The organism is Tolypothrix campylonemoides VB511288_2 (genome assembly GCF_045999855.1).
GTDB lineage: Bacteria > Cyanobacteriota > Cyanobacteriia > Cyanobacteriales > Nostocaceae > Scytonema > Scytonema bouteillei_A.
Map to the genome: position 1 here is coordinate 357,126 of NZ_JBFPMW010000004.1, position 25,456 is coordinate 382,581.

The 25,456-nt window shown below is 42.2% G+C and carries 19 protein-coding genes; 10 read left to right on the forward strand and 9 right to left on the reverse strand.

The window, feature by feature from the left end; all coding sequences use genetic code 11:
* Positions 1–125: 125 nt before the first annotated feature.
* Positions 126–1,307 (reverse strand): class I SAM-dependent methyltransferase, encoded by a 1,182-nt coding sequence (locus tag AB0756_RS14275; RefSeq protein WP_038081656.1) that lies wholly within the window; start codon positions 1,305–1,307, stop codon positions 126–128.
* 480 nt (positions 1,308–1,787) lie between these two features.
* On the opposite strand from AB0756_RS14275, the gene AB0756_RS14280 reads away from it, so the two are divergent.
* From AB0756_RS14280 to AB0756_RS14305, 6 genes are all read left to right on the forward strand, one after another.
* A complete protein-coding gene (locus tag AB0756_RS14280) occupies positions 1,788–5,183 on the forward strand; it encodes a phycobilisome rod-core linker polypeptide (RefSeq protein WP_038081658.1) in 3,396 nt (1,131 codons plus the stop codon).
* 566 nt (positions 5,184–5,749) lie between these two features.
* The gene (apcA, locus tag AB0756_RS14285) at positions 5,750–6,235 is read left to right on the forward strand and encodes an allophycocyanin subunit alpha (protein ID WP_038081660.1); all 486 of its coding nucleotides are present in this window, start codon (positions 5,750–5,752) and stop codon (positions 6,233–6,235) included.
* A 65-nt stretch (positions 6,236–6,300) separates the two neighbouring features.
* Complete coding sequence (gene apcB, locus AB0756_RS14290) at positions 6,301–6,789, forward strand: allophycocyanin subunit beta (protein WP_017744941.1); 489 nt, start codon at positions 6,301–6,303, stop codon at positions 6,787–6,789.
* Positions 6,790–7,005: 216 nt separating this feature from the next.
* Positions 7,006–7,212 carry a phycobilisome linker polypeptide gene (locus AB0756_RS14295; protein WP_038079442.1) on the forward strand — a complete coding sequence of 69 codons (207 nt, stop codon included), beginning with the start codon at positions 7,006–7,008 and terminating at the stop codon, positions 7,210–7,212.
* Positions 7,213–8,143: 931 nt separating this feature from the next.
* Complete coding sequence (locus AB0756_RS14300) at positions 8,144–10,183, forward strand: alkaline phosphatase (protein WP_038079444.1); 2,040 nt, start codon at positions 8,144–8,146, stop codon at positions 10,181–10,183.
* A 167-nt stretch (positions 10,184–10,350) separates the two neighbouring features.
* Complete coding sequence (locus AB0756_RS14305; protein ID WP_082051786.1) at positions 10,351–11,388, forward strand: cation diffusion facilitator family transporter; 1,038 nt, start codon at positions 10,351–10,353, stop codon at positions 11,386–11,388.
* A 152-nt stretch (positions 11,389–11,540) separates the two neighbouring features.
* Here AB0756_RS14305 and AB0756_RS14310 read toward each other — a convergent pair whose 3' ends face one another.
* Positions 11,541–12,563: a sulfate/molybdate ABC transporter ATP-binding protein gene (locus AB0756_RS14310; protein ID WP_038079465.1), complete on the reverse strand. Its 1,023-nt coding sequence runs from the start codon at positions 12,561–12,563 to the stop codon at positions 11,541–11,543.
* 74 nt (positions 12,564–12,637) lie between these two features.
* On the opposite strand from AB0756_RS14310, the gene AB0756_RS14315 reads away from it, so the two are divergent.
* Positions 12,638–13,225 (forward strand): Crp/Fnr family transcriptional regulator, encoded by a 588-nt coding sequence (locus tag AB0756_RS14315; RefSeq protein ID WP_038079446.1) that lies wholly within the window; start codon positions 12,638–12,640, stop codon positions 13,223–13,225.
* 74 nt (positions 13,226–13,299) lie between these two features.
* Here AB0756_RS14315 and AB0756_RS14320 read toward each other — a convergent pair whose 3' ends face one another.
* The 5 genes from AB0756_RS14320 to AB0756_RS14340 all read right to left on the reverse strand — a co-directional run bounded on the left by AB0756_RS14320 (position 13,300) and on the right by AB0756_RS14340 (position 17,526).
* Positions 13,300–13,566: an NIL domain-containing protein gene (locus AB0756_RS14320; RefSeq protein WP_038079466.1), complete on the reverse strand. Its 267-nt coding sequence runs from the start codon at positions 13,564–13,566 to the stop codon at positions 13,300–13,302.
* A 17-nt stretch (positions 13,567–13,583) separates the two neighbouring features.
* The gene (cysW, locus tag AB0756_RS14325) at positions 13,584–14,474 is read right to left on the reverse strand and encodes a sulfate ABC transporter permease subunit CysW (protein WP_038079452.1); all 891 of its coding nucleotides are present in this window, start codon (positions 14,472–14,474) and stop codon (positions 13,584–13,586) included.
* Entirely contained in the window at positions 14,461–15,351 is an 891-nt protein-coding gene (cysT, locus tag AB0756_RS14330) for a sulfate ABC transporter permease subunit CysT (RefSeq protein WP_038079456.1), read from the reverse strand. Before cysT ends, cysW begins: the two co-directional genes overlap by 14 nt.
* 76 nt (positions 15,352–15,427) lie before the next feature.
* On the reverse strand, positions 15,428–16,582 hold the full coding sequence (locus AB0756_RS14335) for a sulfate ABC transporter substrate-binding protein (RefSeq protein WP_038079458.1): 1,155 nt from the start codon (positions 16,580–16,582) through the stop codon (positions 15,428–15,430).
* A gap of 170 nt (positions 16,583–16,752) precedes the next feature.
* Positions 16,753–17,526 (reverse strand): class II glutamine amidotransferase, encoded by a 774-nt coding sequence (locus tag AB0756_RS14340; protein ID WP_038079459.1) that lies wholly within the window; start codon positions 17,524–17,526, stop codon positions 16,753–16,755.
* Positions 17,527–17,820: 294 nt separating this feature from the next.
* Between AB0756_RS14340 and AB0756_RS14345 the strand changes: the two genes are divergently transcribed.
* Positions 17,821–18,939: a sulfate ABC transporter substrate-binding protein gene (locus AB0756_RS14345; RefSeq protein ID WP_038079460.1), complete on the forward strand. Its 1,119-nt coding sequence runs from the start codon at positions 17,821–17,823 to the stop codon at positions 18,937–18,939.
* A gap of 374 nt (positions 18,940–19,313) precedes the next feature.
* Here the strand turns inward: AB0756_RS14345 and AB0756_RS14350 are convergent, their stop codons facing one another.
* On the reverse strand, positions 19,314–20,333 hold the full coding sequence (locus tag AB0756_RS14350) for a FecR family protein (RefSeq protein ID WP_336604417.1): 1,020 nt from the start codon (positions 20,331–20,333) through the stop codon (positions 19,314–19,316).
* A 404-nt stretch (positions 20,334–20,737) separates the two neighbouring features.
* Entirely contained in the window at positions 20,738–21,217 is a 480-nt protein-coding gene (locus tag AB0756_RS14355) for a Spy/CpxP family protein refolding chaperone (RefSeq protein ID WP_038077766.1), read from the reverse strand.
* A gap of 376 nt (positions 21,218–21,593) precedes the next feature.
* On the opposite strand from AB0756_RS14355, the gene AB0756_RS14360 reads away from it, so the two are divergent.
* Both AB0756_RS14360 and AB0756_RS14365 read left to right on the forward strand, forming a co-directional pair.
* A complete protein-coding gene (locus AB0756_RS14360) occupies positions 21,594–24,068 on the forward strand; it encodes an EAL domain-containing protein (RefSeq protein WP_408019928.1) in 2,475 nt (824 codons plus the stop codon).
* Positions 24,069–24,220: 152 nt separating this feature from the next.
* Positions 24,221–25,435: a sensor histidine kinase gene (locus AB0756_RS14365; RefSeq protein WP_038077702.1), complete on the forward strand. Its 1,215-nt coding sequence runs from the start codon at positions 24,221–24,223 to the stop codon at positions 25,433–25,435.
* Positions 25,436–25,456 lie beyond the last annotated feature (21 nt).

Consider the following 25,456-nt stretch of genomic DNA (forward strand, 5'->3'; position numbering starts at 1 on the left):
TACTTCTTGAAGAAGCTAGGGGTCTGTCCAACCTTATATCAATAAGGAGTCAAGCAAATATTCTTTTAACTCTTATTCTACCTTTTTAGTGGGGCTGTGCGTCTCAAGTTGGCAACGTCACTATTTCAACCTAGTGTTAACATAATGAGCTGTTGTTTGAGAAGCTCTCGTACCCTATCTAACTCTAACTGTAAGCTTGCCAAAATTTCTCCCACTGTTGATTTCCCATCACAACTTTGTAAAAACTTTAACTCCGCTTCTGATAAGTTAACAAGTTGGTAATCGTAGTTCAACAGACATTGACTGGGGAAACCTTCTATGCATGGATTTCTTTCTGGAATTGCTGCTAGTATTGTGTCTAGTTCTGACCAATCTGCTTTGGGTAGCGGTGGACGATTCAAGAAAAACTCGTAGTGACTCACTTCTGGATCTAATAATTCTATTAAGCGATAACGCTGGCGATCGCTCAGATCTTTTGCTCGCTCTACTAACTCCGGTGCTTTACTCAAAAGTCTCTCCAACTCCCAAAAACTCGGATTGGAAAAACCGACAAAATCCAATCCCGAAGCATCAATGAGTTCAAACAAAGTTTCTATGTTGTAATCGATTTCCTGGGGATGTACGTACATATCAGCAAAGCACTCATCCCGTTGATTTTCCAACAACCATCGTTCCCGTTCCCTTTTAAGAATGCGGTTATTATCTGGTAAAGAAGCAAATATTTGCCGTCCAACACGAACACCATCGCGGTAATCGCCCCGCTTGTCACCTTGAAGAAGTGCGATCGCTTTTTGCATGAGTTGAATTTCCCAGCGTCCCAACTCTCCGTATACAAAGATATGCATCAAACCACCGGGAGCTAACTTCTTCGCTAAAGATTGAATTCCACGAATGGGGTCGGGTAAGTGGTGAAGAACGCCCACACAATTAATCAAATCAAACTCACCAGGTACCTGTTCCACGTCATACAAACTCAGGTGATGAAACTCCACACGATCTGCACCAGAACGCTGACAGCGCTCTTTTGCCACCGCTAAAGCATTAGCACTGAGATCGATACCGACAACACGAGCATGAGGATTGAGGTGAACGAGATACTCAGTTCCCACACCCGTACCACATCCAGCATCCAAAATACGGATATCCTGTTTGTCAGGTTTTTGACCCGTACAAAAGTTATAAGCAGCCAACCAATTCCAGCGCCAATTATAACCAGGGGGCGGTTCATCTAATAACGGTTCGGGAGGGAAGGGGTAGGTGTTGTAAAGTTTGGCGACAGCAGCACTAATCGTTTGAGGGTCGGACATCTCGTAGAGCAAAATTACAGCATTTCTTAATGTAGCGGAATATGGGAGATTGGGGAGATGAGGGGATGGGATTGAAGTTTTTGGATGGGTGATAGGTTGATTGGTACTTCTATAAGTTTGTCCCCCTTGTCCCCCTTTTCTCCCTCGTCCCCCTTGTCCCCCTTTTCTCCCTCGTCCCCCTTGTCCCCCTTTTCCCCAATTCCTAAAAATTGCAATAATTTGTTACAAAAATTCAATGAGTTCTCAGAGAGCTTGGAGTGGCTGCTTTATAGTTTGATACAAAAGAACTATAGTTTCTACACACTTCTTAATAAAGCCCCAGAGAAAACGCAAAACGTTCTAATCTAAAAGCTGACTGGGTTAATTTTTTCTGGCAGTCTTTAAGGCAGCATTCTTTAGGCATAAAAACACGCCCGTGTCAAGCCTAGAGCAACCCAGACTTAACACAAGAAAAAATATGATGGGAGTTTTACAAATCCGATGAGTGTTAAGGCAAGTGGTGGAAGCTCAGTTGCGCGTCCGCAACTATATCAAACCCTAGCTGTTTCAACAATTTCCCAAGCAGAGCAGCAAGATCGCTTTCTGGGTGCTGGGGAACTCAATGAACTGGCAAATTATTTTGCGTCGGGTGTCAAGCGTCTAGAAATCGCCCAGACACTCACGGACAATTCCGAGATTATCGTCTCTCGGGCTGCCAACCGAATATTCGTCGGTGGTTCACCAATGTCTTTCTTAGAAAAGCCAAGGGAACCTGAGATGGCAGCGGTTGGTGTATCTGGCGATGTCAGAGACAGCATGAAGTTGGGAACCGTCACCTATGTTGAATCTCGTGGTGGTTTCTTAGAAAACTTACGCTCTATCTTTAACTCCTCACCCGGTGCTCCAGTTCCTCCGGGTTTCCGACCCATCAACGTTGCGCGTTACGGTCCGGCAAACATGGCAAAAAGTTTGCGGGACTTATCGTGGTTTTTGCGCTACGTAACTTATGCGATTGTGGCTGGTGACCCCAACATTATTGCGGTCAATACCCGTGGTTTGCGAGAAATTATTGAAAATGCTTGTTCTGGTGAAGCGACAATTGTTGCTTTGCAGGAAATGAAAATTGCAGCGCTTTCATATTTCCGCAAAAATCCAGAAGGTACTGAGATTGTTTCTCAGTACATGGATGTTTTGATTACGGAGTTCAAAGCACCCAGCCCTTCTAACAAAGTGCGCCAACGTCCTTCCGGAGACCAACAGGGTTTGGCACTGCCACAAATTTACTTTAATGCGGCAGAACGGCGTCCTAAGTTTGTGATGAAGCCCGGATTGTCAGCAACAGAAAAAACCGAAGTCGTGAAAGCGGCTTATCGGCAAATTTTTGAGCGTGATATTACTCGTGCTTACGGTCAGTCCATTTCTTACCTGGAATCTCAAGTAAAAAATGGCACTCTGTCAATGAAAGAGTTTGTCCGTCGCCTTGGCAAATCTCCACTTTATCAAAAACAGTTTTTCCTCCCCTTTATTAACAGCCGCGCCTTAGAACTTGCTTTCCGTCACTTTTTGGGAAGAGGACCAAGCAGCAGAGAAGAAGTACAAAAGTACTTTGATATTGTTTCTAGAGGCGGTCTATCGGCGCTCATTGATGCTTTGGTAGATTCTGAGGAATATGGCGATTACTTTGGTGAAGAAACAGTACCCTACATCCGGGGTCTGGGTCAAGAAGCCCAAGAATGTCGCAACTGGGGACCGCAGCAAGACCTGTTTAACTACAGCGCACCGTTCCGCAAAGTTCCTCAATTTATTACACTGTTCGCTGACTACGAACAACCACTCCCCGACCAGCATCCCTACGGTTCTGGTAACGACCCATTAGAAATTCAGTTTGGGGCAATCTTCCCGAAAGAAACTCGGAACCCAAGCAACCGTCCCGCTCCTTTTGGTAAGGATACCAAACGCATCCTGATTCACTCTGGACCTGGCATTAACAACCAAAACAGCAATCCAAGAGCAAGAGGCGCATTCCCCGGTACTTTGGGACCCAAGGTCTTCCGTTTGGATCAGCTACCCGGTACAAGAGGTAAAAAAGCACCTACGGGAACCAGTGTTAAGTTCTCGGAAAGCTCCACTCAAGCAGTGATTCGAGGTGCTTACCTGCAAGTGTTCGGTCGTGACGTTTACGAAGGTCAGCGTCTGAAAGTTGCGGAAATTAAGCTGGAAAACGGTGAAATTTCCGTGCGGGAGTTTATTCGTGCTTTGGCTAAGTCGGACTTGTTCCGCAAAATGTACTGGACTTCGCTCTATGTCTGTAAGGCGATTGAGTACATCCACCGTCGCTTGTTAGGTCGTCCTACTTACGGTCGTCAGGAAAATAACAAGTACTTTGATATTGCCTCGAAGAAAGGTTTCTATGCTGTCGTTGATGCCATTATCGATAGCCAAGAGTATAGCGAGGCATTTGGGGAAGATACTGTTCCTTACGAACGTTATTTGACTCCTGGCGGTGTTGCTTTACGGAAACTGCGTGTTGGTAGCATTGGCGAGGATATCGGTGTAAGAGTTGACAAGGAAGAAACTCCACGTTTTGTGGAACTGGGCGCTGTTAAACAATTACGGACAGAACCAGATATTCAGTTCCGCATTAACCAAGGTGTTACCAAGAAGCGCGAGCAAACGAAAGTCTTTAAGTTGGTGGCAGCTAATAGCGATAAAGTGGCTGTAGAAACTCTTATCGGTGCAGCATACCGCCAGATTTTCGAGCGCAACATTGAGCCTTACATTGCCCAAAATGAATTCTCAGCTTTAGAAAGTAAGTTGGGTAACGGGGAAATTTCTGTTAAAGAATTTATTGAAGGTTTGGGGAATTCTAATCTTTACCTGAAAGAGTTCTATACTCCTTACCCCAATACTAAGGTGATTGAACTGGGAACCAAGCATTTCCTGGGAAGAGCACCGCTTGACCAAGCAGAAATTCGCAAGTACAACCAAATACTGGCAACTCAAGGTTTGCGTGCATTTATCAACGTATTGGTAAACTCTCAAGAATACCTGGAAGCTTTTGGTGAGGACACAGTACCGTACAACCGCTTCCCAACATTGCCTGCTGCTAACTTCCCGAATACGCAGAAGCTGTACAACCAGTTAACCAAGCAAACGAAGGATATCGTTGTCCCCAGCTTTGAGCCAGTACAAGCGCGTATCAATAGTGACAAGACACCGATCTTAGCGAAAGCGATCGCAGATTTGGCAGCGAAAGCTCGTGAAATCGATAAGAGCCAGCCACTGTTTATCGAGCTGGGTCGTTCCTTTAACGATGGACGCGGACAGTCTGTGGAAGTTGGTGTCGGTACAAGTCGCCGCAAGCCAGCACGCATTTACCGCTTTACAGTTGGCACAACCCAAGCGGAAATACAGCAGGTTATTGATGCGATTTACGTTCAAGTCATGGATGTGTTTAGCGGTCAAGTTCCCGCCTACTTCCGCCGGACTGACTTGGAAAGCCGACTGCGAAATGGTGAAATTTCTGTACGAGAGTTCGTGCGCGAACTAGCAAGTTCAGAAATTTATCGCAAGCGCTTCTACACCCCCTATCCCAACACCAAAGTTATTGAGTTCCTTTTCCGTCACATTTTGGGACGCGCACCAGCAACCCAAGCGGAAATTCGCCAATACAACAAACTGCTGGCTGATGGCGGTTTGAAAGTTGCTGTCGAGGCGATCGTCAATAGTGCTGAGTACTCTCGGTACTTTGGTGAGGACGTAGTACCTTACCCACGCTACCCATCCCTACCTGCAGGTAACTACCTGGGAAGTGTGAAGGCAGCTGCTGACCTAGTGAAGCAATCTTGGTCTAGCCTGTCTCCTGCTGTGTTAACAGGACGGTCTAACTTGCGCTAGGGAAGGCAGAAGGTGGGGGCTCTTGCCCCCACTCACGAGCGGTGCGATCTGGCATAGCGTTGGCATTGCCCACCCTAGGTCACCTTGTTCACCCTCGTGATGCAATTTTTTCGTTGCCACTACCTGGAAATACAAATCGGTGGGCTGCTTGGTACCTATGGTTGAGTGCGGGAAGCAAAGCCTCCGTAAGGATATTCCCAGGCTCAACCACCGGAGCGAGGCGAGCAACATTGATGGTAGGCAGTGCCTACCCAAGTAGTTTTGTAAAAAAAGTCATAAGTAATTAGTGGAAAAATGACTAATGACTTATGGCTCAGTTTTCTATTGCAATATTTCTTAATATTCTGCTCAGATTGCAGCCGCAATAGTAAACATGAAAAAGAATATTACAAACTATTAAGAAGAGTCATAATTGCTCAACAGAATGCCCGAAAATAATTCCGGAAGGTAGATGAGTTAAAAAACTTGTGTACGACTTGAGACACAAGTTAACTCTGTCAACCAAAGTCAAAGTCACACCAGTTTAACTAAAGTTCTGGTTTCATTAGTTCTGGAGGAATCCATTAATGAGTATTGTCACGAAGTCCATCGTGAATGCTGATGCAGAAGCTCGTTATCTCAGCCCAGGTGAACTGGATCGGATCAAGAGCTTTGTTAGCACTGGCGATCGCCGTCTTCGCATCGCTCAAGTGTTGACAGACAATCGCGAGCGCATCGTTAAGCAAGCTGGCGATCAGTTGTTCCAAAAGCGCCCTGATGTTGTTTCTCCTGGTGGCAATGCTTACGGTCAAGAAATGACCGCAACCTGCTTGCGCGACCTAGATTACTACCTCCGTCTAGTTACCTACGGTGTTGTAGCTGGTGATGTAACACCTATCGAAGAAATTGGTGTTGTAGGCGTCCGTGAAATGTACAAGTCTCTCGGCACTCCTATCGAAGCTGTTTCCGAAGGTATCCGTGGTCTGAAGAACGTTGCTGCTACTTTGTTGTCTTCTGAAGATGCAGCAGAAGCTAGCGCTTACTTCGATTACCTAGCTGGCGCTTTGCAGTAGGTGAACTTGTTTCCCGACTCAAACAAGAAGTATTGCAATACAGTTGGACATAAGGAATTAACAACATGGCTCAAGACGCAATTACCTCTGTCATTAATACTGCAGACGTTCAAGGTAAGTATTTGGACACCGCTGCTTTAGAAAAACTCAGAGCTTATTTTGGAACTGGCGAACTGCGCGTGCGTGCAGCTACCACAATTGCTGCTAACGCATCTGCAATCATCAAAGAAGCTGTAGCTAAGTCCCTGTTGTACTCTGATATCACCCGTCCTGGTGGTAACATGTACACCACACGTCGCTATGCTGCTTGTATCCGCGACTTGGATTACTACCTCCGCTACGCTACCTACGCTATGTTGGCTGGCGACCCATCTATCCTAGATGAGCGCGTACTCAACGGTTTGAAAGAAACCTACAACTCCTTAGGAGTACCCGTTGGCGCTACCGTACAAGCTATCCAAGCTATCAAGGAAGTCACTGCTAGCTTGGTAGGTCCTGATGCTGGTAAGGAAATGGGCGTTTACTTAGACTACATTTCCTCTGGCTTAAGCTAGGAAACAGTTTGCGCTTAAGAATTTAGGTGCGGCAACTTTAAGGACTGGAAATCAATCGTGAGTGCTAGAACGTTTGTGGCTTTTCGTAGTGCTAAGTGCTAGCGGTCTGGTATTGACGCCTGATTTCCAGCCTTTGAGTGATTAGAGAAGAATTTGCACTTAACAGAATTTTTGAGATAAAAAAGTTTTCACGTTCACTACAGGAGATCGAAAACAATGTCACGGGCATTTAAAATTACTGCTTGCGTACCTAGCCAAACCCGAATCCGTACTCAGCGCGAACTGCAAAACACCTACTTCACAAAGCTAGTTCCCTACGAAAACTGGTTCCGCGAACAGCAAAGAATTCAAAAAATGGGTGGCAAAATCGTTAAGGTTGAACTCGCTACTGGTAAGCAAGGTACCAATACTGGTTTGCTGTAATTGCTGTCAACTAGAACAATTTGTAGGGAGTTGTCAAGAGGTCAATGAGGACCTCTTTTTTATTTTTTTCAGGAGCTTCTGAACGCTACAGTGCAACTTTATAATATTTCATCTAAAAACCTTCGAGAGTTTGGATAGTATAAGAAATTTCTTATATATAAAAGTATTATTTTAACCATAAATTAAACTTTAATTTAACTAGCTTTAATTATAAAAATTATCATTGTGTATTAGATTTATAAATGAGTGGGGTAAGTATAAAAAGTAAATACAAGTGAGTCTAGAGAGAAAAAACAGAACTTTGTGAGAAACGAGCAATAACTTTAACCAATGAGGAATGGGACTCTTGCAAGGGAAAAACTTAGCTGACCAACTGAACCTTTTTCTCAACGGCTGAAATCTGATTTAACCTTTGTATAGGGTGGTATTTTATGCTTCGATTCCTAAAAAATAACCTAAAAAAGCTAACTTGGTTTTTAGTTGGCTTGGTAGGTATGTTTTTACTAGCATTGGGCTTGCATTTTATAACGTCGGTTTCAGTGGTAGGTAGCTCTCATCACCAGAGTTCTTTGCACGCATACACTCCAAGAAACCACTCTGAAAACTCTTATTGGTCTGTTGGAGTAACTAGAGATTCAGATCATTTGCCAACTTTTAATGGTTCTTGGGTCGAAAAGTTTCAATAGAGTCAGAACTTGCAGCATTATCAACAAAACCTAAAAAATAAGGTTTCTCAACAATAGAGCGAGAGTTTAACTTGAATGTGGAGCAATAGGCATTGGGAAGGAAGTGCTTTGCTCTAGTTCTTGTTGTGGCAGAGCTAAATTGTAAGAGTTGTGAGAAACCTCGTTTCTGCCATTTGTGCAAGATTTGAGTAGAGAAATTTCACAGTCGAACAAAACATTCCTACATTAATTGTCAGGGGAACTTCATGATTTCCTGGTTTGAAAAGTGCGTAAGAGCGATCGCCCTTGGCGCAAGCCGTACCCGGCTTATCGCATGGATTGCTAGCTGTCTGCTGTTGATTTCAACAGTTCTAATCGAAGAGCCTGCTTTTGCTGCGAAAGAAGCACAAGGTAACGGTGTTAACGTCATCATTATGATTGGTGATGGAATGGGTTGGGAACCAGCACGGGCAGGAGCCATTGCCAACAATGCACCCTTGTATACTCGTGGAAAAGGTCGTGGATTAAACTTTCAAAAGCTGGATGGATATACCTATGCAACAACCTATGGTACTACAGTTTTTGATGTGAAGAGTGGTGTCTTTGCTACTAGCAACTCAGCATTAGATGGAAGCAATCCTATTACTGGTCAGAGCAATACTCGCTCTGACTTTTCCTTTAAACCTTTTCCTTTTAACGTCGGTATTGATGTCGCAAGTGGGACAGGTGGTGCAACAGACCCCTCCTTAGGTAACCTCACAGGATGGGAAGTTGATAAAGGAGGTTCTAATCCTTGGACACCTTCTCAGCCTGCATCTTGCGATATTGAAGTTCCATTAGGCAAGTCATTAGGTAGCATTCCCAATCGGTTTACTTGTCAGTCAGAATACATTAAGCTTAGCTATCCAGACTCAGCTAACACGGCATTTACCCTTTACACAGGGGTCAAAAGCTACAACAACGCGATGGTGGATATCTTTGAAAATCCTGTAGAAACAATTCTACAAACAGCTAGAAAACAGGGTAAATCAACAGGTTTGCTAACTTCCGTACCCATTAGCCATGCAACACCCGGTTCAGCTGAAGCATCTGTCAATCGCCGTACTAAGTATGATTCTGATTTTCCTACCCTCGATAGCATTATTCAGCAGGCAATACGACCGGATTTTGATAACAATCCAGATCGACCTGACCTACAGGATACTTTCTTACCTACGGTGTTATTAGGTGGCGGTCATCCCCTAGATCATGACAATACTGTTAATACTCCAGGTCAGCCCGGTTATAAAGAGCCTGGAAATTGTAATTACGTCTACATTAAGTCATCAACTTACAAAGAATTAACAGGCAAAACATCTCTGAGTGATACAGAAGCTTGTCAAGCACCTGCTTCATCCAATCGTGATAATCGCTACGGTTATCGTTTTTTAGAACGAGGTCCAAATGCAGCAAAAGTTTTACTCAAGACCTCTAAAGAAATCGATCCCAATAAAGGCGAACGTCTATTGGGGCTTTATGGTGCTAGGGGACAAGAAGGAAATCTCCCAGTAAGCGGTGCCGATGGAGATTACAGTGTTACAGGTCTTGCTAACTTTGCCCGTCAGACTTCTCTCTATTTCCGTACCAACGATCCTTACAAGCGAGGAGATGCACCAGTAAACGATACTGACCGTCCTCTCCTACCTGGTGAAACACCCGAATCTTTTATTGCTCGCGAGATTAATGAAAATCCTACCCTTGCGGACCTAACTCAAGCAGCATTGAATGTTTTGGGTAAAGACCGAGATGGCTTTTGGTTGATGGTAGAAGGTGGTGATATTGACTGGGGAATTCACGACAATAATATCGATAACATTATCGGTACAGTGCTTGACTTTGATAAGGCAGTGGGTACTGCAATCAAGTGGATTGAGCGCAATGGAGGTTGGCAAAAGAATGTATTGATTGTGACAGCAGATCACGACCATTATTTAACCCTTTATCCTAACTTCCCAAGCTTGCTCAGAACCAAGGGTGCAAAAGAAATTACTTATGGACCGCAAACTGACTCCGCTTCTGTTGGTCACAGTTTTGGCTCGATTCCTGAAGACAAATATGGTTGGGGGAATCACACTCGTCGTCCAGTACCAGTTTACTACCAAGGCAAAGCGTTCAAGTTAGATAAATACATTGGTAAGGGTTACAAAGCCTACGGATATGATATTCCTGGCATCCCAGGTGGAGTCGATCAGGTTCATATTCATAAAGCAATGTATGAGGCGATTACGGGTGAGGAACCTAAAGACTACGTAAGTCAGCACAATTAAAGTTAGCTCATAAAGATTGTCATAAGTCACTTGTCAAGAGACAAGTGACTTATGTCATATCGCTTCTGAAAAGTTGTAATTCGTAACTCCTGTTTGCATCCCGAATTACGAATTCTTTTGTCATGTCTCTAGAATTTGTAAAACTTGCGTTACATTAAAATTGCCGTATGCTTTCCATTAAGCAACACTTGAATGGTTTAGAAATTGATAATAATCGCTTCTGTTCTTGCGACATTCGAGGGCATTTAGAAACAAACAAAGATCGACAAAATAGTTGGCAATTGTGGTTAGTACTGGTATCACTGGTTAGTTTTCTGCCAGCAGAAATAGCTCTCGGGCAGTGGAGCCACAGCCTTTCGCTGCAAGCAGATGCCGGACATTTGTTTTCTGACATAAGTGCATTCAGTTTAACACTGTTGGCGAACTGGTTGGCTCAAAGACCCGCCGCAGGTCATGCTACTTTTGGACATCGGCGGTTTGAAATTCTGGCAGCTTTGATAAATGGTTTTGGATTGTTAGCAATCGCTAGTTTTATCGCCTGGGAAGCGATTGAACGATTCCAGAATCCAGAACCTATTGTAAGTTTGCCTTTGTTATTGGGTGCAGGTTTAGGATTAATTATCAACGGTTTGAATTTGACACTGCTGCACAAGCATAACCTGAATGATTTAAATATCCGAGCAGCATTCTTGCATATTGTTGCTGATGCAATAAGTTCGTTAGGAATTCTAATCACTGCATTTATTATTTGCTGGCTAAAATTGTTGTGGATCGATCCAGTGATTAGCTTATTGATTGCTGGTTTTGTCGGTTTCAGTTCGATTCCTGTCATTCAAAGCAGTTTAGAAGTTCTGCTGGAGTATGCCCCTCGTTCTATCAATCCTAGAGATGTTGAAGTAGGATTGCGATCGTTTCCAGAGGTGCATAGTGTTGAGATGTTACGGATTTGGGTAAGTGGATCTGGTCAGATAGCTTTATGCGCTCATATCCAAGTTGAACTATTAGATATTCAACAACGCGATCGCTTGCAATGGAAGTTACAAGACTATTTAATTCAAACATTCGGTATTTACGAATCAACTCTACAATTATACGGGTGTAATATTGCAAATTTAGTTCCCTTACATCCTTTGTTAAAACGTAGTTTAATTTCGTACATTCACGAGCAGCCAGAAACCAAAAAAAGTCGATTCTTGAGCTATTAACTTTTGAGAATTACTCATATTTGTAGGAGGGGCAATGCCCTTCCTACTATGCCCAATGCTTTATTTTCAGAACTAACTAAGTAGATCGTTACAAATAAAGCTAAGTGTCAGGATTGTCTTCACTTGTCATTTGTAAGCTTTTTCTCACCTACCTACTTAGTAGCATAAGCCGGGAAGACTTTTGCCTGCTTGGGTTTAATAAACACCTGCCGATCTTCTTTTATATCGAGCCGATCGAACTGTTCGCGAGATAAATAAGCAATGACTGGTTCTCCAGACTGAAGAACTAACTCCACCCGAATTTCCCAACCTAAGTTAATAATCCGGTAGACCTTAGCCGATACAGAATTTTCTTCAGTAGGACTAGTTTTAATAGCAACATCATGGGGACGTAAAAAGACTTGATGGCTTGACGGAGTAGCAAAATCTTTATTGACCAAAATACCAGCGTTACTGGAAAGAACATTAACCGGACCAATAAAGCTCATGACAAAAGGTGAAGCAGGATGGTCGTAAATTTCAGCAGGCGTACCCATTTGCTCTACCCGACCTTTATTCATAACTACGATTTGATCGGAAACTTCCATCGCTTCCTCTTGGTCGTGAGTCACAAATACGGTTGTCACGTGAACCTCTTCATGAAGTTGTCTCAACCACATTCTTAATTCCTTACGGACTTTTGCATCTAACGCCCCAAATGGTTCATCTAAAAGCAATATTCTTGGCTGCACTGCCAATGCTCTTGCTAGCGCTACTCTCTGACGTTGACCTCCGGAAAGTTGTGAAGGATAGCGTTCCCCAAAACCCCCTAATTGAACTAATTCCAAAAGCTCTGCCACTCTATCCTGAATCCTATTTTTAGGAAACTTGCGAATTTCGAGTGGAAAGGCGATGTTCTGGCGCACCGTCATGTGCTTAAATAAGGCGTAGTGTTGAAAGACAAATCCTATCTGACGTTCTTGTACTGATTTATAAGTGGCATCTTCTCCCACCAACCAAACATGACCGGAATCTGGTGCTTCCAATCCGGCGATCATTCGCAGTAAAGTAGATTTCCCAGATCCAGATGGACCTAACAGAGCCACTAAAGATCCTGTTTTAACCTCCAAACTGACATCGTCTACAGCATAGAAAGAGCCGTACTGTTTAGTTACATTTTGAACTGCAATTCCCATAGCGATCTCCTTCAAGAAATTGATATAGTTAGAAACTACGGTTTTTTAATCGGAAAATAGTAATTCAAACAACAATGTCTATTTCATCACATTTTCCAAATTCATCCAGTCAAACCACCAGACACAGCTTTAAGACCCGCTCCTCGCTACCTCTCAAAGAGAATAGTTTGTGGAAAATTGAAACAGGAGTGGTCAGGGTTATCACTTGGCATGAAGACGGTACACTTGTCACCTTAGGAATTTGGGGACCGGGAGATATTGTCAGCCAAGCTTTTTCTAAAGTCGATCCCTATCAAATTGAATGTTTGACTAAAGTTGAAGCGATCGCGTTACCTCTAGATGGGTGGTTCCCACTGACACAGGTATTGCTTGCTCACATTCAACAAGCAGAAGAATTGATGATAATTCGCAGTCATAAAACAGTGGAAATTATGGTTGTTAAGTTGCTGACTTGGTTGGCTAAAAAGTTTGGTCGTGAAGTAGCATCGGGAAATCTTATTGATTTGCGGCTCACGCACCAGGACATTGCGGATATGCTCAATTCAACTCGCGTAACGATTACTCGTATCCTTACCCAGTTGGAAGAACAGGGTTTGATTCACCGTCTTCCCCTACACAGAATTGTCTTGAAAGAAGAAGAACTTTGGCACTATGAAATCTAGAGAAATTATGAATTATGAATTATGAATGCTGAAATCTTTTATACATTCATAATTCATAATTTATAATTCATAATTCATAATTCCCCTGTATTGATGTCGTGCCAAATTTCCAAATCTAAATCGTTGATGTAGATTAAAGCACTCTCGATTTGTTCGCTACTTCCTTGTAAATCTAAGTCAAACCAACCATCACCAATACCATTAGATCCGAGCATTGCGGCAGTGATATTCACTGTTAAACCGTAGTTGGATACCAAGCGAGAAATGACGGGTTCCTGATGAAATTCTCTAGGTATTCTCAGTCGAATTCGTTTGTGTGTCAGCTGATTTTCTGCAACCATAATTGTCATCTTTGCAATTAATGTTTTGAGCTATGTTTGATACCCGTTTTCCGTTCTAAAATCTCCTTCACGACTAAGGTCACGACTGCTAGCAAGGCTAACAACACGGCGGCTGAAAAAGCTGCTTCAGTTTCATATTGTTTGTAAGCATCTTCTACATAGAGAGGTAAGCTTTGCGTTTTTTTAGCAATGTTACCGGAGACTACCGAAACAGCACCAAATTCACCCATTGCTCGCGCATTTGTCAAAAGTAAGCCGTAAAGTAAACCCCAACGGATGTTTGGTAGGGTAACACGCCAAAATATCTGCCAATCTTTGGCACCAAGTGTTCTAGCAGCTTCTTCTTGATCGCTACCCAACTCTTCTAAAACGGGAATCACTTCTCTTGCGACAAAGGGTAAACTCACAAAGGCTGTGGCGAGTACCATACCAGGAAAGGCAAAAACAACTTTGATATCGTTGCTTTCTAAAATCTGACCAAACCACCCATTTCGCCCGTACAGCAGCACTATCATTAATCCCGCAACTACAGGTGAAATAGAAAAGGGTAGGTCAATCAGGCTGAGAACGAAAGCGCGACCGGGAAATCTATGGCGTGCGATCGCCCAAGCAGCACACAAACCAAATACGGTATTCACAGGTACGGAAATGACGGCTAGAGCGATCGTCAACCAAGCGGCATGAGTAAACTCCGGACGCGTGAGGTTAGAGAAAAACGTTCCCACACCGCTTTTAAAAGCTTGGACAAAAACGTTGAGTGCGGGGACATAGATGATTAAAGCTAGATAACCAACAGCGATCGCAATCAATATAGCAGGAGCAAAACTTTTTGGTTTGACCTGCTTTGAAGTGCTCGATTCGCTTGTTGTTGAGTGAAAGTGAGGCTGTGGAAATTCATCTTGCGTCATATCTTCTTCCCCAAGCTTGTATAAGATTAATTCCCAGCAACATCACCAAAGAGATGATTAATAACACCATGCCGATAACTGTTGCACCCGAATAGTCATACTGCTCCAATCGTTGGAAAATGAGCACGGGCGCAATCAAATCCTTAAAAGGAGTGTTAGAAGCAATAATGACAGTTGAACCATATTCCCCAACAGCGCGGGAGAAACCTAATGCAACGCCCGTCAAAATAGAGGGAAATAACGGAGGTAGAATCACCTTCAAAAAAGTCTGTAATTGAGAAGCACCCAAACTCCAAGCAGCTTCTTCAATTTCCTTCTCCATTTCGAGCAGTACGGGCTGCACTGTTCTCACAATAAAGGGAAGGGAGATGAATATCATGGCTATCCCTACACCCAGACGAGTAAAGGATACCTTGATTCCTAAAGGTACGAGTAACGAACCAATCCAACCATTCTCACTGTAGACTGTCGTTAAAGTTAAACCAGCCACTGCTGTTGGCAATGCAAAAGGTAAATCTATAGTGGCATCAAGCAAGCGTTTCAAAGGGAAATCGTATCGAACAAAGACCCAAGCAATGAGAGTTCCAAAAACCCCATTGATGAGCCCAGCAAACAATGAGGTAACAAAAGTTACTTCGTAAGTGGCCAAAGCAATAGGACTGGTCGCAATTTCCCAAAATCGGGCTGGAGGTTCAGTACTTGCTTTTGCAAACATTGCAAGGACTGGTAGAAACAACATCACACTTAAATAGGCAATGGTAATTCGCCAAGTCCAAGGCAAGTTGTAGAGATGCTGTAGATACCTTTTCCAAATGGGAGGCTGTTGGCGAACAGTTCTCCTAGTAGAAGAAGTTGATGGAGGAGATGAAATAGACATAATTAAAATTGCTAATAGCTAATGGCTGATGGCTAATGGCTAATAGCTATTAGCTAATAGCTATTAGCATAAATTCCTATTTTGCTTTTCCTTGAATTTGGTCAAAGATTGCGCCATCTGCAAAGAACTTTTTCTGGATGGAGTCCCAACCACCGTAGTCTTGCACTGTGCCTAGATTTTGAACTTTGGGATACTTGTCTGAAATAGCTTTATTCTGAGCAACTGTTTCATTGACAGAGCGGAATCCAACTTTGGCAAACTCTTCCTGAGCTTCCGGTTCATACAAGAATTTCACAAAAGCTTCTGCGACTTCACGGGTTCCGTGTTTATCAACGTTCTTATCTACGACTGCAATTGGATTATCGATGGATATATTGACGTCGGGAATAATGTAATTGACTTTCTCTCCCTTCTGCTGTGCCAGGATAATTTCGTTCTCGTAGTTGATCAGGGCGTCTCCTTGACCTTGCTTGAAAAAGGCGTCTGTCGCTTCCCGAGCATCTTTTGTTAGAACGGGCACGTTACTGTAGACTTTTTTCACAAACTCGATCGCCTTATCTTCTCCCGCTCCACTCTTGATAGCTGAATTCCATAATGTGAGGAAGTTCCAGCGTGCAATACCGGAGGTTTTGGGGTCAGCAGTGATGAGCTTAACACCGTCTTTTGCTAAATCTGCCCAAGTTTTAATACCTTTGGGGTTTCCTTCACGAGTCACTAAAGCAGCAACTGATTTGGAAACGATACCATTGTTAGGGACTTCTTTCTCCCATCCAGGCTGAATCAACCCAGCTTTTTCAATTCTTCCCACATCCAAGCCAAGTGCCAAGTGAACGACGTCAGCTTCCAAACCATCAATTACAGCACGGGTTTGAGATCCCGAACCGCCATAGCTTTGATTGAAGGTAATATTTTGGTTGTGCTCTTTCTTCCACTTTTCTACAAATTTTGGAATAATAGCTTCATGAGCTGCTTTTGTTACGGCAAAGGAAACAAGGGTAATTTCTGCATCTTGTTTGTTTGCCGCTACAGGGTTAGCTGTGGTATCCGTTCCGGTGCTATTTCCAGAAGAACTGTTTGTATTGCCACCAGAACAAGCAGCGATCGCAACACTTAAACTGATTCCTACTAAAAAGAGTGATAAAAAGCTTTTTAAAGACTTAAGCTTAAATTTATCGGTTATTTGCAAAAATGATTGCCCTGCTTGTCTTAGGACAGTCTGCCACAAACTCATACTCTCGCCCCCGAAGTTATACGGTTAGTTAGTTAGCTAACCGTATTTAGTGTTCATTGTGAGAGATAATACATGGCATATGCTAAAAAAGCAAGAGTAAAACTGCACTTTATCGCTCAAGAAAGTGGTGTTTTTACCAGCGATCGAGGAAAAAGAGAGCTTGTAGGTGTTTATCGGTAGCTCATGGGTAAACCATCCTGAAATGCTAACAGTTCTCCCGGTTGAATTGTTGTCCAAACTTCATTATCCGTTAAGGGGGTAGTGGCAATGACAGCAACGCGATCGCTTGGAGTTGTTAATTCGCTAAAATCTACAGTTAAGTCCTCATCAATCAAATGGGCAGCAGCAAAAGGCGCTTGACGCACAATGTAGCTAAGTTTGGTTGAACAATAGGCAAACAAATGCTCTCCATCCGATAACAAGTAATTAAATATACCTTGCTTGGCGATAGAATGAGTGATTTCTCTGAGAACTAAATAAAATTTTTCTATAGGTGGTTTGCTATGAGGAAAAGAGGCTCGCAACTTATCTAAGATCAGGCAGAAAGCTTTTTCGCTATCGGTGTTACCAACAGGTTGATAAAACTCCAAATCCTGGGGATGAAAATCGCGCAGATCTCCATTGTGAGCAAATACCCAATACCTTCCCCACATTTCTCGCCGGAAAGGGTGGCAATTTTCTAAAGAAATTTCACCTTGGGTCGCTTTGCGAATGTGGGCTATGACGTGTTTGGAATGGATGGGAAAGCACCGCACCAAGTCCGCAATAGGAGAAGCAATGGAAGGTTTGGCATCTAAGAAAAGCCGACATCCCTTTCCTTCAAAAAAGGCGATACCCCAACCATCCCGATGGTCATCAGTTTTTCCTCCCCTTGCGGCGAAGCCCTCAAACGAAAAACAAATATCAGTAGGTACGTTGCAGTTCATTCCTAGCAGCTGACACATGGCTGTTGAAATCCTGAACTCTAAGGAAACGACTCTGGGATCAAGATACTTTAGAAGCTCTACACTATTCTGACACTATTGTTTCAATCTGTATGGAATTAGGGGCTTAGGGTTCAGGGGTTAGTGATTTTGGATTGGGAATAAAGATAAATTATTCTTCCTTATCCCCCGTGTCTCCCCTGTCCCCAAAAATGACTTGCTTTCGATACGGATTTTATGGGATTGTTATTTTCATCAGTAAACCTGTTATTCCATAGAAATACCGTAGTTTAAACCTATAAGGAATCACCGATCGTGAAGATATCCCTGAGAAATGTCCCTTCATCCTTATTACAACAGTGGAAAAAATTTTCTACCCGCACCCGCACTTTCACAATCGCTGTAGGTTTCACTGTCAGCGCAGCAGTACCTGTTTATGCAGGTATAACCTTGCACAAACCTCCTACAAATACTAAAACTCAACTGATAAGCCAAAATCCCAAAACAGTTGAATTGACTTTAGTCTCTTATGCCGTGACTAAAGAGGCATACTCTAAAATCATTCCCCTATTTACGCAAAAGTGGAAGAAAGAGCGCAATCAAGAAGTTATTTTTCGAGAAAGTTATGGTGGCTCTGGTTCTCAAGCACGAGCTGTCATAGATGGTTTGGAGGCGGATGTTGTAGCACTCGCTTTGGGGCTGGATGTAGATAAAATCCAGAAAGCAGGGCTTATTGCACCCGGTTGGGAAAAAGAGGTTCCCAACAATGGGATTGTGACCCGTTCTGCAGTTGTGCTTGTCACCCGTCCGGGAAATCCTAAAAAAATTCGTGATTGGAACGATTTGGTTAAACCGGGAGTGACGGTCATCACCGCCAATCCTAAAACCTCTGGAGGTGCTCGTTGGAACTTTTTAGGGCTTTGGGGCTCCGTCATGAAGACAGGTGGAAATGAAGCAAAAGCACGCGATTATGTTGCTAAAGTTTACAAAAATGTCCCCGTATTACCTAAGGACGCACGAGAAGCAAGTGATACTTTTTACAAGCGCAATCAAGGGGATGTGTTGTTAAATTATGAGAATGAGGAAATTTTGGCAAAGATAAAAGGAGAATCTAACTTTCCTTCCATACTGCCTCAAGTCAATGTTTCGATTGATAGCCCAGTGGCTGTGGTGGACAAGGTTGTAGACAAGCGGGGTACTCGCCAAGTAGCAGAAGCTTTTGTTAAGTTCCTTTATACACCAGAAGCACAACGGCAATTTGCAAAAGTCGGTTTTCGCCCTGTGAATGCTGCTGCAGCTAAAGAAAATCAAAAGCAGTTTCCTCCAATAAGCAAGCTTTATACTGTCAAAGACTTTGGCGGTTGGGATGCAATTCAGAAGAAGTTTTTTGATGATAAGGCAGTTTTTGACCAGATTCAGGGAGGGAGGTTTTAATGGCTAATGGTGAGTCCAGTCCTGCAGGCGGGTTTCCCGCCGTAGGGAACTGGCGAACCCGAAGGGCTGATGGCTAATTGCTAATGGCTAATGGCTAATGGTGAGTCCAGGGAAAGCAGGCGGGTTTCCCGCCGTAGGGGACTGGCGAACCCGAAGGGCGAACCCGAAGGGCTGATGGCTAATGGCTAATGGCTAATGGCTGATGGTTAATAGTAAGTAGTTTGAATCAATTAAGTGTAAAAAGTTTCTACACTTGTAGTTGCGATGGATATGAATACAGCGCAACTACAAGAATTTGAAATTTTTTTAAGTTGAACGTAGAGGAAGGGTGGGGGGTGAAGTCTGTCGAACGCACGTGAATTTATGCAACTTCCTTAATTTTTTTCTGAATTATTGTTACTGGGGTTGTTATTACCGTGGTTGCCGTTATTTGAATTATTGTTGCCGTGGTTGCCGTTATTTGAATTATTGTTGCCGTGGTTGCCTTTGCCAGGAGAACTATTAGGTTTAACACGGTCATCTTCAACAGGATTTGAAAACACTTGTCCTGTATTTAGCAGGTTCTCGACCGGAAAATGTTCTCTCATTCCACTGTTGTGAATGCGATCGCTCTGATGAGTCGAGGTGTCACCAGAGGAAGTCGCTGACCTAAAAATAGGTAAGTTTTCTATCACACCTACACCTACCAATGGCTGTTGTGTTGCGACTGCTTCTGCTGTTTCCGCTTGAACGCTAGCCAGTCCCGGATCTGAATGAGATACACCCGTTGTGCGAGCTAAATCCAACCCCCGAACCAAATGGCTTGTTTCGTAAAAAGTCCTTAAGTCAAAATCGTATAAACCTTGAAATTTGTCTTTAACTACAACTATAAGTTGTCCGGCAGCTAGCTTTTGATTTTGAGACGCATTCTTGTTTTGAACTTGAATACCGCTATTTGTTAATGCACCCACAATTGTGGTGTCTGTTTGTGGATCGTAACGTACAAACAGCGCGGAACCGCGAATTGCGGCTGCAGCATTTGGTGTATTTACCCTTGTTTGTCCTTGTCCGGGTGGAATCAGCAACAACACAGTTCCGTTTGAAAGTCTTAAATTTCGAGTTTTCGGTAAGAACCGGAATACAGTCTGTTGGCCAATTCGCGCTATAGAACCGTCATTGAAACGCAATTCTGCTAAAGAAGCTTTACCAGTGGACAAGCCGTCTCCAGGAATCATAGAATCCAACTTGCGTGCTTGACGTTGCGGCTTGTTTTGTGGGACGAGTTGCACTAGGTTCCTCAGTTCCTCGATAACAGCCAGTGTCAGGGGAGTGACAGCCCTTGCCTTTTGTGGTAAGGGTAAAACAACACTTCCCGATAAACTTATGACTAGCAGTAGCAACAACTTACGGAACATAGTTTGCAGCCTCGCTCATTTGTTATTGGTCATTTGTTATTGATAGGCATTTTAGGTAGATTAATATTTTGTAAGATAGTGCTATTTATTTCTACCAACCTGCATTTTGTATCTCTCAACTTTTATTTGCGCCTTAAGTCAAATTATCTTTTAGTTGCTTTAAACAAAGCTTCAGAGCAATTACGGTTTTTTCCTTGAAGAAATATAAAAGTAAGAAGTAGCTTCAACAGAGAGCGGACAACTTCAATCTGTATAAAATTTTACATTTATTCTGCTTGCTGCCTTTATACTGTTTGGGCTTTCATCTACGAGCAATATTGTTAAATACGAAAAGACGCGCCGTGGCGCGTCTTTATAATGTGTTAGTTGTTAGCTCTATAGCTTCAACCACTATCTATTAACTACTATTGCTGATTTTGTCGGTATTGTTGAATGCGATCGCGCCTTTGTTTTTTGTATTCATCGAGCTGTGCTTTCTGTTCGTCTGTCAGAATAGCTTCCATTTTAGTTCTCTGCGCTCGCTTAACTTCACGGATTTGAGTTTTCTGCTCGTCGGAGAGATTTAAAGAATTCATAACACTTCTCCAACCACCACGCTTACCATCTCGGTTTTCCATGGCGTTCTTGAGTCGTGCTCGTTGTTCTTCAGTCAGAATTTTGTCTATTTCTTCACGCGTATTGCGACGAATCTCCTGAAGTTGGGTTTTTTGTGCGTCTGTTAGTCCCAATTTTGCCCACGGACCTTTACCCTTCATGTCTCTGGGTTGTTCCTGAGCAACAACGAAAGGTGAGGATGAGAGCGTTTCTGCGTTGACTGCCCAAGAAGTAGCAGTTAAAGTTAGAGCGATGGCTCCTGCGATAAGTGATAAGTGCTTGATTTTCATCTCTTTAGTTGTCTCCTGGATTTCTCTCACCTGCTGGTACTAGCATAAAATCTTACTTATAGGGGTTACATGAGGAGAAAGTCATGAGTCTATCCATGACTTTAGTCATAGTCAGCATCTTTCTTGCCTTTGACTGTTCTAAAAAAGCAACTTTACAGTAGCTATATCGATGTAACTCATTTGTGCGTTAACCTGTATTTTATTGTTTTGTCAATACGTATATTCTCAGATTTTTTATTTTTAAATAATTTTTTTTCAGTATTTATCCTGACTGTTACAAAATGATAGCGTATTTCCGCAATTAGGCTTAAAATATAACTGGATTACACGGACAATACATTCAAATTAAACGCTTATAATTTATAAAAAAGATTTTATGAAAACTCTCGCGGAAAATCTCTTAATTCCCAATCATACAGAATATTTGATAGTTTCTCAAAACTTAATTATTTTAGAGACTTCTCCAGGTGCTCAAAGATTTGCAGAATCCCCCGGTCATGCAGTTCCCGGAAAAGATATTCGAGATAGTTTTCCTGAGTTAATAGGATATGAAAATTACATCTTTGATATTTTTCAAGGGAGCCAAGAGAGATTTGAATTAAGGGGGATTGCTCGTAGAAAAGATATTTTTTCACCTTTTTATGTTGATTTGTTCATCAATTTTATTGAAAAAGGTTATGTTATTCTTTTAGAAGATGCAACAGAAAGGATGGTTTTTGAAAAAAACATCCTTCAAAAAGTTTATGAAAATTATTTCTTAGTTAACTATCTGTTAAATGCTTTAGCAGTTGCTTTCACCTATATTGACAATTTACTGACAGCGATTAGCGATGTTCTTTTAATAACAAATGATTCAGAACAAATTGTGATGGTAAATCAATCAGCACTGCAAATTTTAGAATACGGTAAAGAAGACTTAATTTTAAAACCCATTTCAATCATTCTTAAGGAAATAAATTTTTTATATCAAAATTGTAAAATAAATTCCGATCTGCCCTTAAAGTCTTTTAAAGATTGCGAAGTTATTTGTTATAGCAAGACGGGAAAAGAGTTAATTATCTCTTTTTCTAAAATTTCAACTAAAATAGAAGGCTTAGAACATTTTCTTTATATTGGTCGAGATATGACCGAACGCAAACGTTTGGAAAAAGCACTCTATGAAGAAAAAGAACTCGCTCAAGTAACGCTTCAATCTATTGGAGACGCCGTCATTAACACTGATATTAATGGTAAAATAAATTACATGAATCCTGTTGCAGAGCAAATGACTCGTTGGTCGCTTGCGGATGCTCAAGGAAAAGCTTTGACTGAAATTTTAAAGATTATTAACGAAACAACTCGAGAAACTGTAGAAAATCCAGTTGAAAAAGCTTTGAGTTCGGGTTCCATTGTGAATCTTACTAGGAGAGATACTATCCTGATTGCGCGTGATGGAAGCGAGGTTCCTATTGATGATTCTGCAGCACCAATTCGCGATCGCGATGGTCAAATTATTGGCGCAGTGATGGTATTTCAGGACGTTTCCCAAAAACGCAGTATGGCACACCAACTTTCTTGGCAAGCCACTCACGATCCCTTAACCGGATTGTTTAACCGACGGGAATTTGAGCGCCGCTTGGAACTCGCTCTAACCATTGGCAAAACACAAAATCAGCAACACGCCGTATGTTATTTGGATTTAGATAGATTTAAAATTGTCAACGACACCTGCGGACACCTTGCAGGTGATGAACTGTTGCGCCAAGTGACGGCTCTGTTTCAGAATCAAATCCGCGCCTCAGATACCTTAGCACGTTTGGGGGGAGATGAATTTATTATCCTCCTAGAGTGTTGTCCTCTAGAACCAGCATTGCGAATTGCCAATACAATATTGCAGCGCGTTCAAGAATTCCGTTTTCTTTGGCAAGATAAAGTATTTAATATTGGTGTCAGTATCGGATTAGTTCCAATTGATGCTGACACCCAAAATATGGGTACTGTCATGAGTATGGCTGATGCAGCATGCTACCTAGCAAAACACAACGGGCGCAACCGCGTGCATCTCTACCAAGCTGACGATAGCGAAATGGAAAAAGCACAAGGCGAAATGCAGTGGGGAGTGCGAATTGCTCAAGCCCTAGAAGAAAACCGTTTTTGCCTTTACTACCAAAAGATTGTTCCCACCACCCTTCATGAGTCTAGAGAAGAACATTGTGAGGTTTTACTACGCTTGATTGACGAACAGGGAAGTTTAGTCTCGCCCATGGCTTTTATCCCTGCAGCTGAACGTTACAATCTTATGCCACTTATCGATCGCTGGGTAATCCGCAATCTTTTTACTCACCTCAGACAGCACAAAAGAGAACAATTAAACGAGTATGCTCAATCGAGAACTAAGCGTAGCAGTTTGTATGCGATTAACATCTCCGGTGCAAGCATTAACGATGACCAATTTATGGGCTTTGTGCGCGAACAGTTAGAACTGCACCAGATTCCACCACAAATTCTGTGCTTTGAAATTACTGAAACTGTCGCCATTGCAAACTTAACGAAAGCAGTCAGTTTCATCCGATCCTTAAGAGAATTAGGTTGTCGTTTTGCTTTAGACGATTTTGGAAGTGGTATGTCTTCATTCTGCTATCTTAAAAATTTGCCAATAGATTATCTTAAAATAGATGGAACTTTTGTCAGGCATATCGTTGAAGAACCCATTGACATGGCAATGGTAGAAGCCATCAATCAAATTGGACATGTTATGGGCATTCAAACCATCGCTGAGTTCGTTGAAAATGAAGATATTCTTAAAAAACTTAAAGCCATTGGAGTAGATTATGCACAGGGTTATGGAATAGCACGCCCGCACCCTTTTTAAGAATAACTTTAGATTTCAGATGGGGAATTCGCTGATGAACAACTAACAACCCACAACTCATACAGATTTGAAAAAAGGATGCGACAGGTAGTTGGGTAAAATTAAGTTACTGACACGATTCTTTTTCAATCCCAAATATAAATAGTATAACTATGAACCGTTCAATTCAGTTCAAAAATCATCCTTTTCGATTTTTGCTTTATTTGGAGTGGGTTTTGCTGCTATTCGCTGTTTTTACAGCTGTTATGCCATTTCCTGTCTATCGTTACCCCAAGCAATTTCCAGAACTGACAATTTGCAGTTTAATTATCTTTGGCTTAATGGGATTATATCTACCCACAGGTCATAAATTCACAAAAATACTTTATACATCTATAGAAATTTGCTTAATTTTAATTATTGGTTTTTTTAGTGGAAGAACGGCTCGGCTTTTTCCCTTTCCTTACCTCATTTTCGTGACTCGTAGTTGTTTGATTTTTCAACTACCCGGTCGTTTGATCAGTGCAAGTCTATCATTTATCTTATTTTTACTGACATTCAGACGTCGGTTAGAGCGGATAGCAGTGTCACCAATGGCGCAGGAGCGCTTTTGGTTTTTTACTTTAAGTTTTGTACTTGTCTTCGGGTTAATTCTTGTTTTTATTTTGCTATTGATGAATGCAGTTTTGTCAGAACGACAAAGTCGAGAAAAACTGGCGATTGCGAATGAAAAACTCCGTCAGTATGCGTTACGAATTGAAAACCAAGCTACTTTAGAAGAACGCAACCGTATTGCTCGTGAAATACACGATTCTTTGGGACACTCTCTTACAGCTTTAAACTTGCAATTGGAAACAGCTTTAAAGCTATGGCAATCTAACCCGGAAAAGGCAAAAACTTTTTTAGCAAGGGCAAAGGAATTGGGAAGTAGCGCTTTACAAGATGTGCGTCAATCAGTTTCTACTATGCGTTCTCATCCTTTACAAGAACAATCCTTGGAACAAGCTATTTTAGGGCTAGTAGAAAATCTTCAACGTTCTACGAGTATTACCCCTATTTGTCACATCCAATTGCCCTATTCTGTTCCTATTGAAATGAGTACACCTATTTATCGAATTATTCAAGAATCATTGACAAATATTTACAAACACGCAAAAGCAACAGAAGTTAAACTGGAACTAATTGCGACCGATAACAGTCTACAGCTCAAGATTCAAGATAACGGGTTGGGGTTTGATTTGACGCAAAATACCACAGGATTCGGATTAAAAAGTATGCGCGATCGCACTTTGGCATTGGGAGGTCATTTTCATATTCAATCTGCTCCTGGTAGCGGTTGTACTATTACAGTAACAATTATGAATTATGAATTTTCAAAATCTTCATAACTCATAATTCATAATTTATAA

Bases quoted from the DNA above. Each gene is read 5' to 3' on its own strand.
- AB0756_RS14305 (WP_082051786.1), top strand. From the start codon at position 10,351: ATGCTTTCCATTAAGCAACACTTGAATGGTTTAGAAATTGATAATAAT.
- AB0756_RS14310 (WP_038079465.1), bottom strand. From the start codon at position 12,563: ATGGGAATTGCAGTTCAAAATGTAACTAAACAGTACGGCTCTTTCTAT.
- AB0756_RS14355 (WP_038077766.1), bottom strand. From the start codon at position 21,217: ATGAAAATCAAGCACTTATCACTTATCGCAGGAGCCATCGCTCTAACT.
- apcB (WP_017744941.1), top strand. From the start codon at position 6,301: ATGGCTCAAGACGCAATTACCTCTGTCATTAATACTGCAGACGTTCAA.
- AB0756_RS14360 (WP_408019928.1), top strand. From the start codon at position 21,594: ATGAAAACTCTCGCGGAAAATCTCTTAATTCCCAATCATACAGAATAT.
- apcA (WP_038081660.1), top strand. From the start codon at position 5,750: ATGAGTATTGTCACGAAGTCCATCGTGAATGCTGATGCAGAAGCTCGT.
- AB0756_RS14300 (WP_038079444.1), top strand. From the start codon at position 8,144: ATGATTTCCTGGTTTGAAAAGTGCGTAAGAGCGATCGCCCTTGGCGCA.
- AB0756_RS14280 (WP_038081658.1), top strand. From the start codon at position 1,788: ATGAGTGTTAAGGCAAGTGGTGGAAGCTCAGTTGCGCGTCCGCAACTA.
- AB0756_RS14350 (WP_336604417.1), bottom strand. From the start codon at position 20,333: ATGTTCCGTAAGTTGTTGCTACTGCTAGTCATAAGTTTATCGGGAAGT.
- AB0756_RS14335 (WP_038079458.1), bottom strand. From the start codon at position 16,582: ATGAGTTTGTGGCAGACTGTCCTAAGACAAGCAGGGCAATCATTTTTG.
- AB0756_RS14315 (WP_038079446.1), top strand. From the start codon at position 12,638: ATGTCTATTTCATCACATTTTCCAAATTCATCCAGTCAAACCACCAGA.
- cysW (WP_038079452.1), bottom strand. From the start codon at position 14,474: ATGACGCAAGATGAATTTCCACAGCCTCACTTTCACTCAACAACAAGC.
- AB0756_RS14295 (WP_038079442.1), top strand. From the start codon at position 7,006: ATGTCACGGGCATTTAAAATTACTGCTTGCGTACCTAGCCAAACCCGA.
- cysT (WP_038079456.1), bottom strand. From the start codon at position 15,351: ATGTCTATTTCATCTCCTCCATCAACTTCTTCTACTAGGAGAACTGTT.
- AB0756_RS14320 (WP_038079466.1), bottom strand. From the start codon at position 13,566: ATGGTTGCAGAAAATCAGCTGACACACAAACGAATTCGACTGAGAATA.
- AB0756_RS14275 (WP_038081656.1), bottom strand. From the start codon at position 1,307: ATGTCCGACCCTCAAACGATTAGTGCTGCTGTCGCCAAACTTTACAAC.
- AB0756_RS14340 (WP_038079459.1), bottom strand. From the start codon at position 17,526: ATGTGTCAGCTGCTAGGAATGAACTGCAACGTACCTACTGATATTTGT.
- AB0756_RS14365 (WP_038077702.1), top strand. From the start codon at position 24,221: ATGAACCGTTCAATTCAGTTCAAAAATCATCCTTTTCGATTTTTGCTT.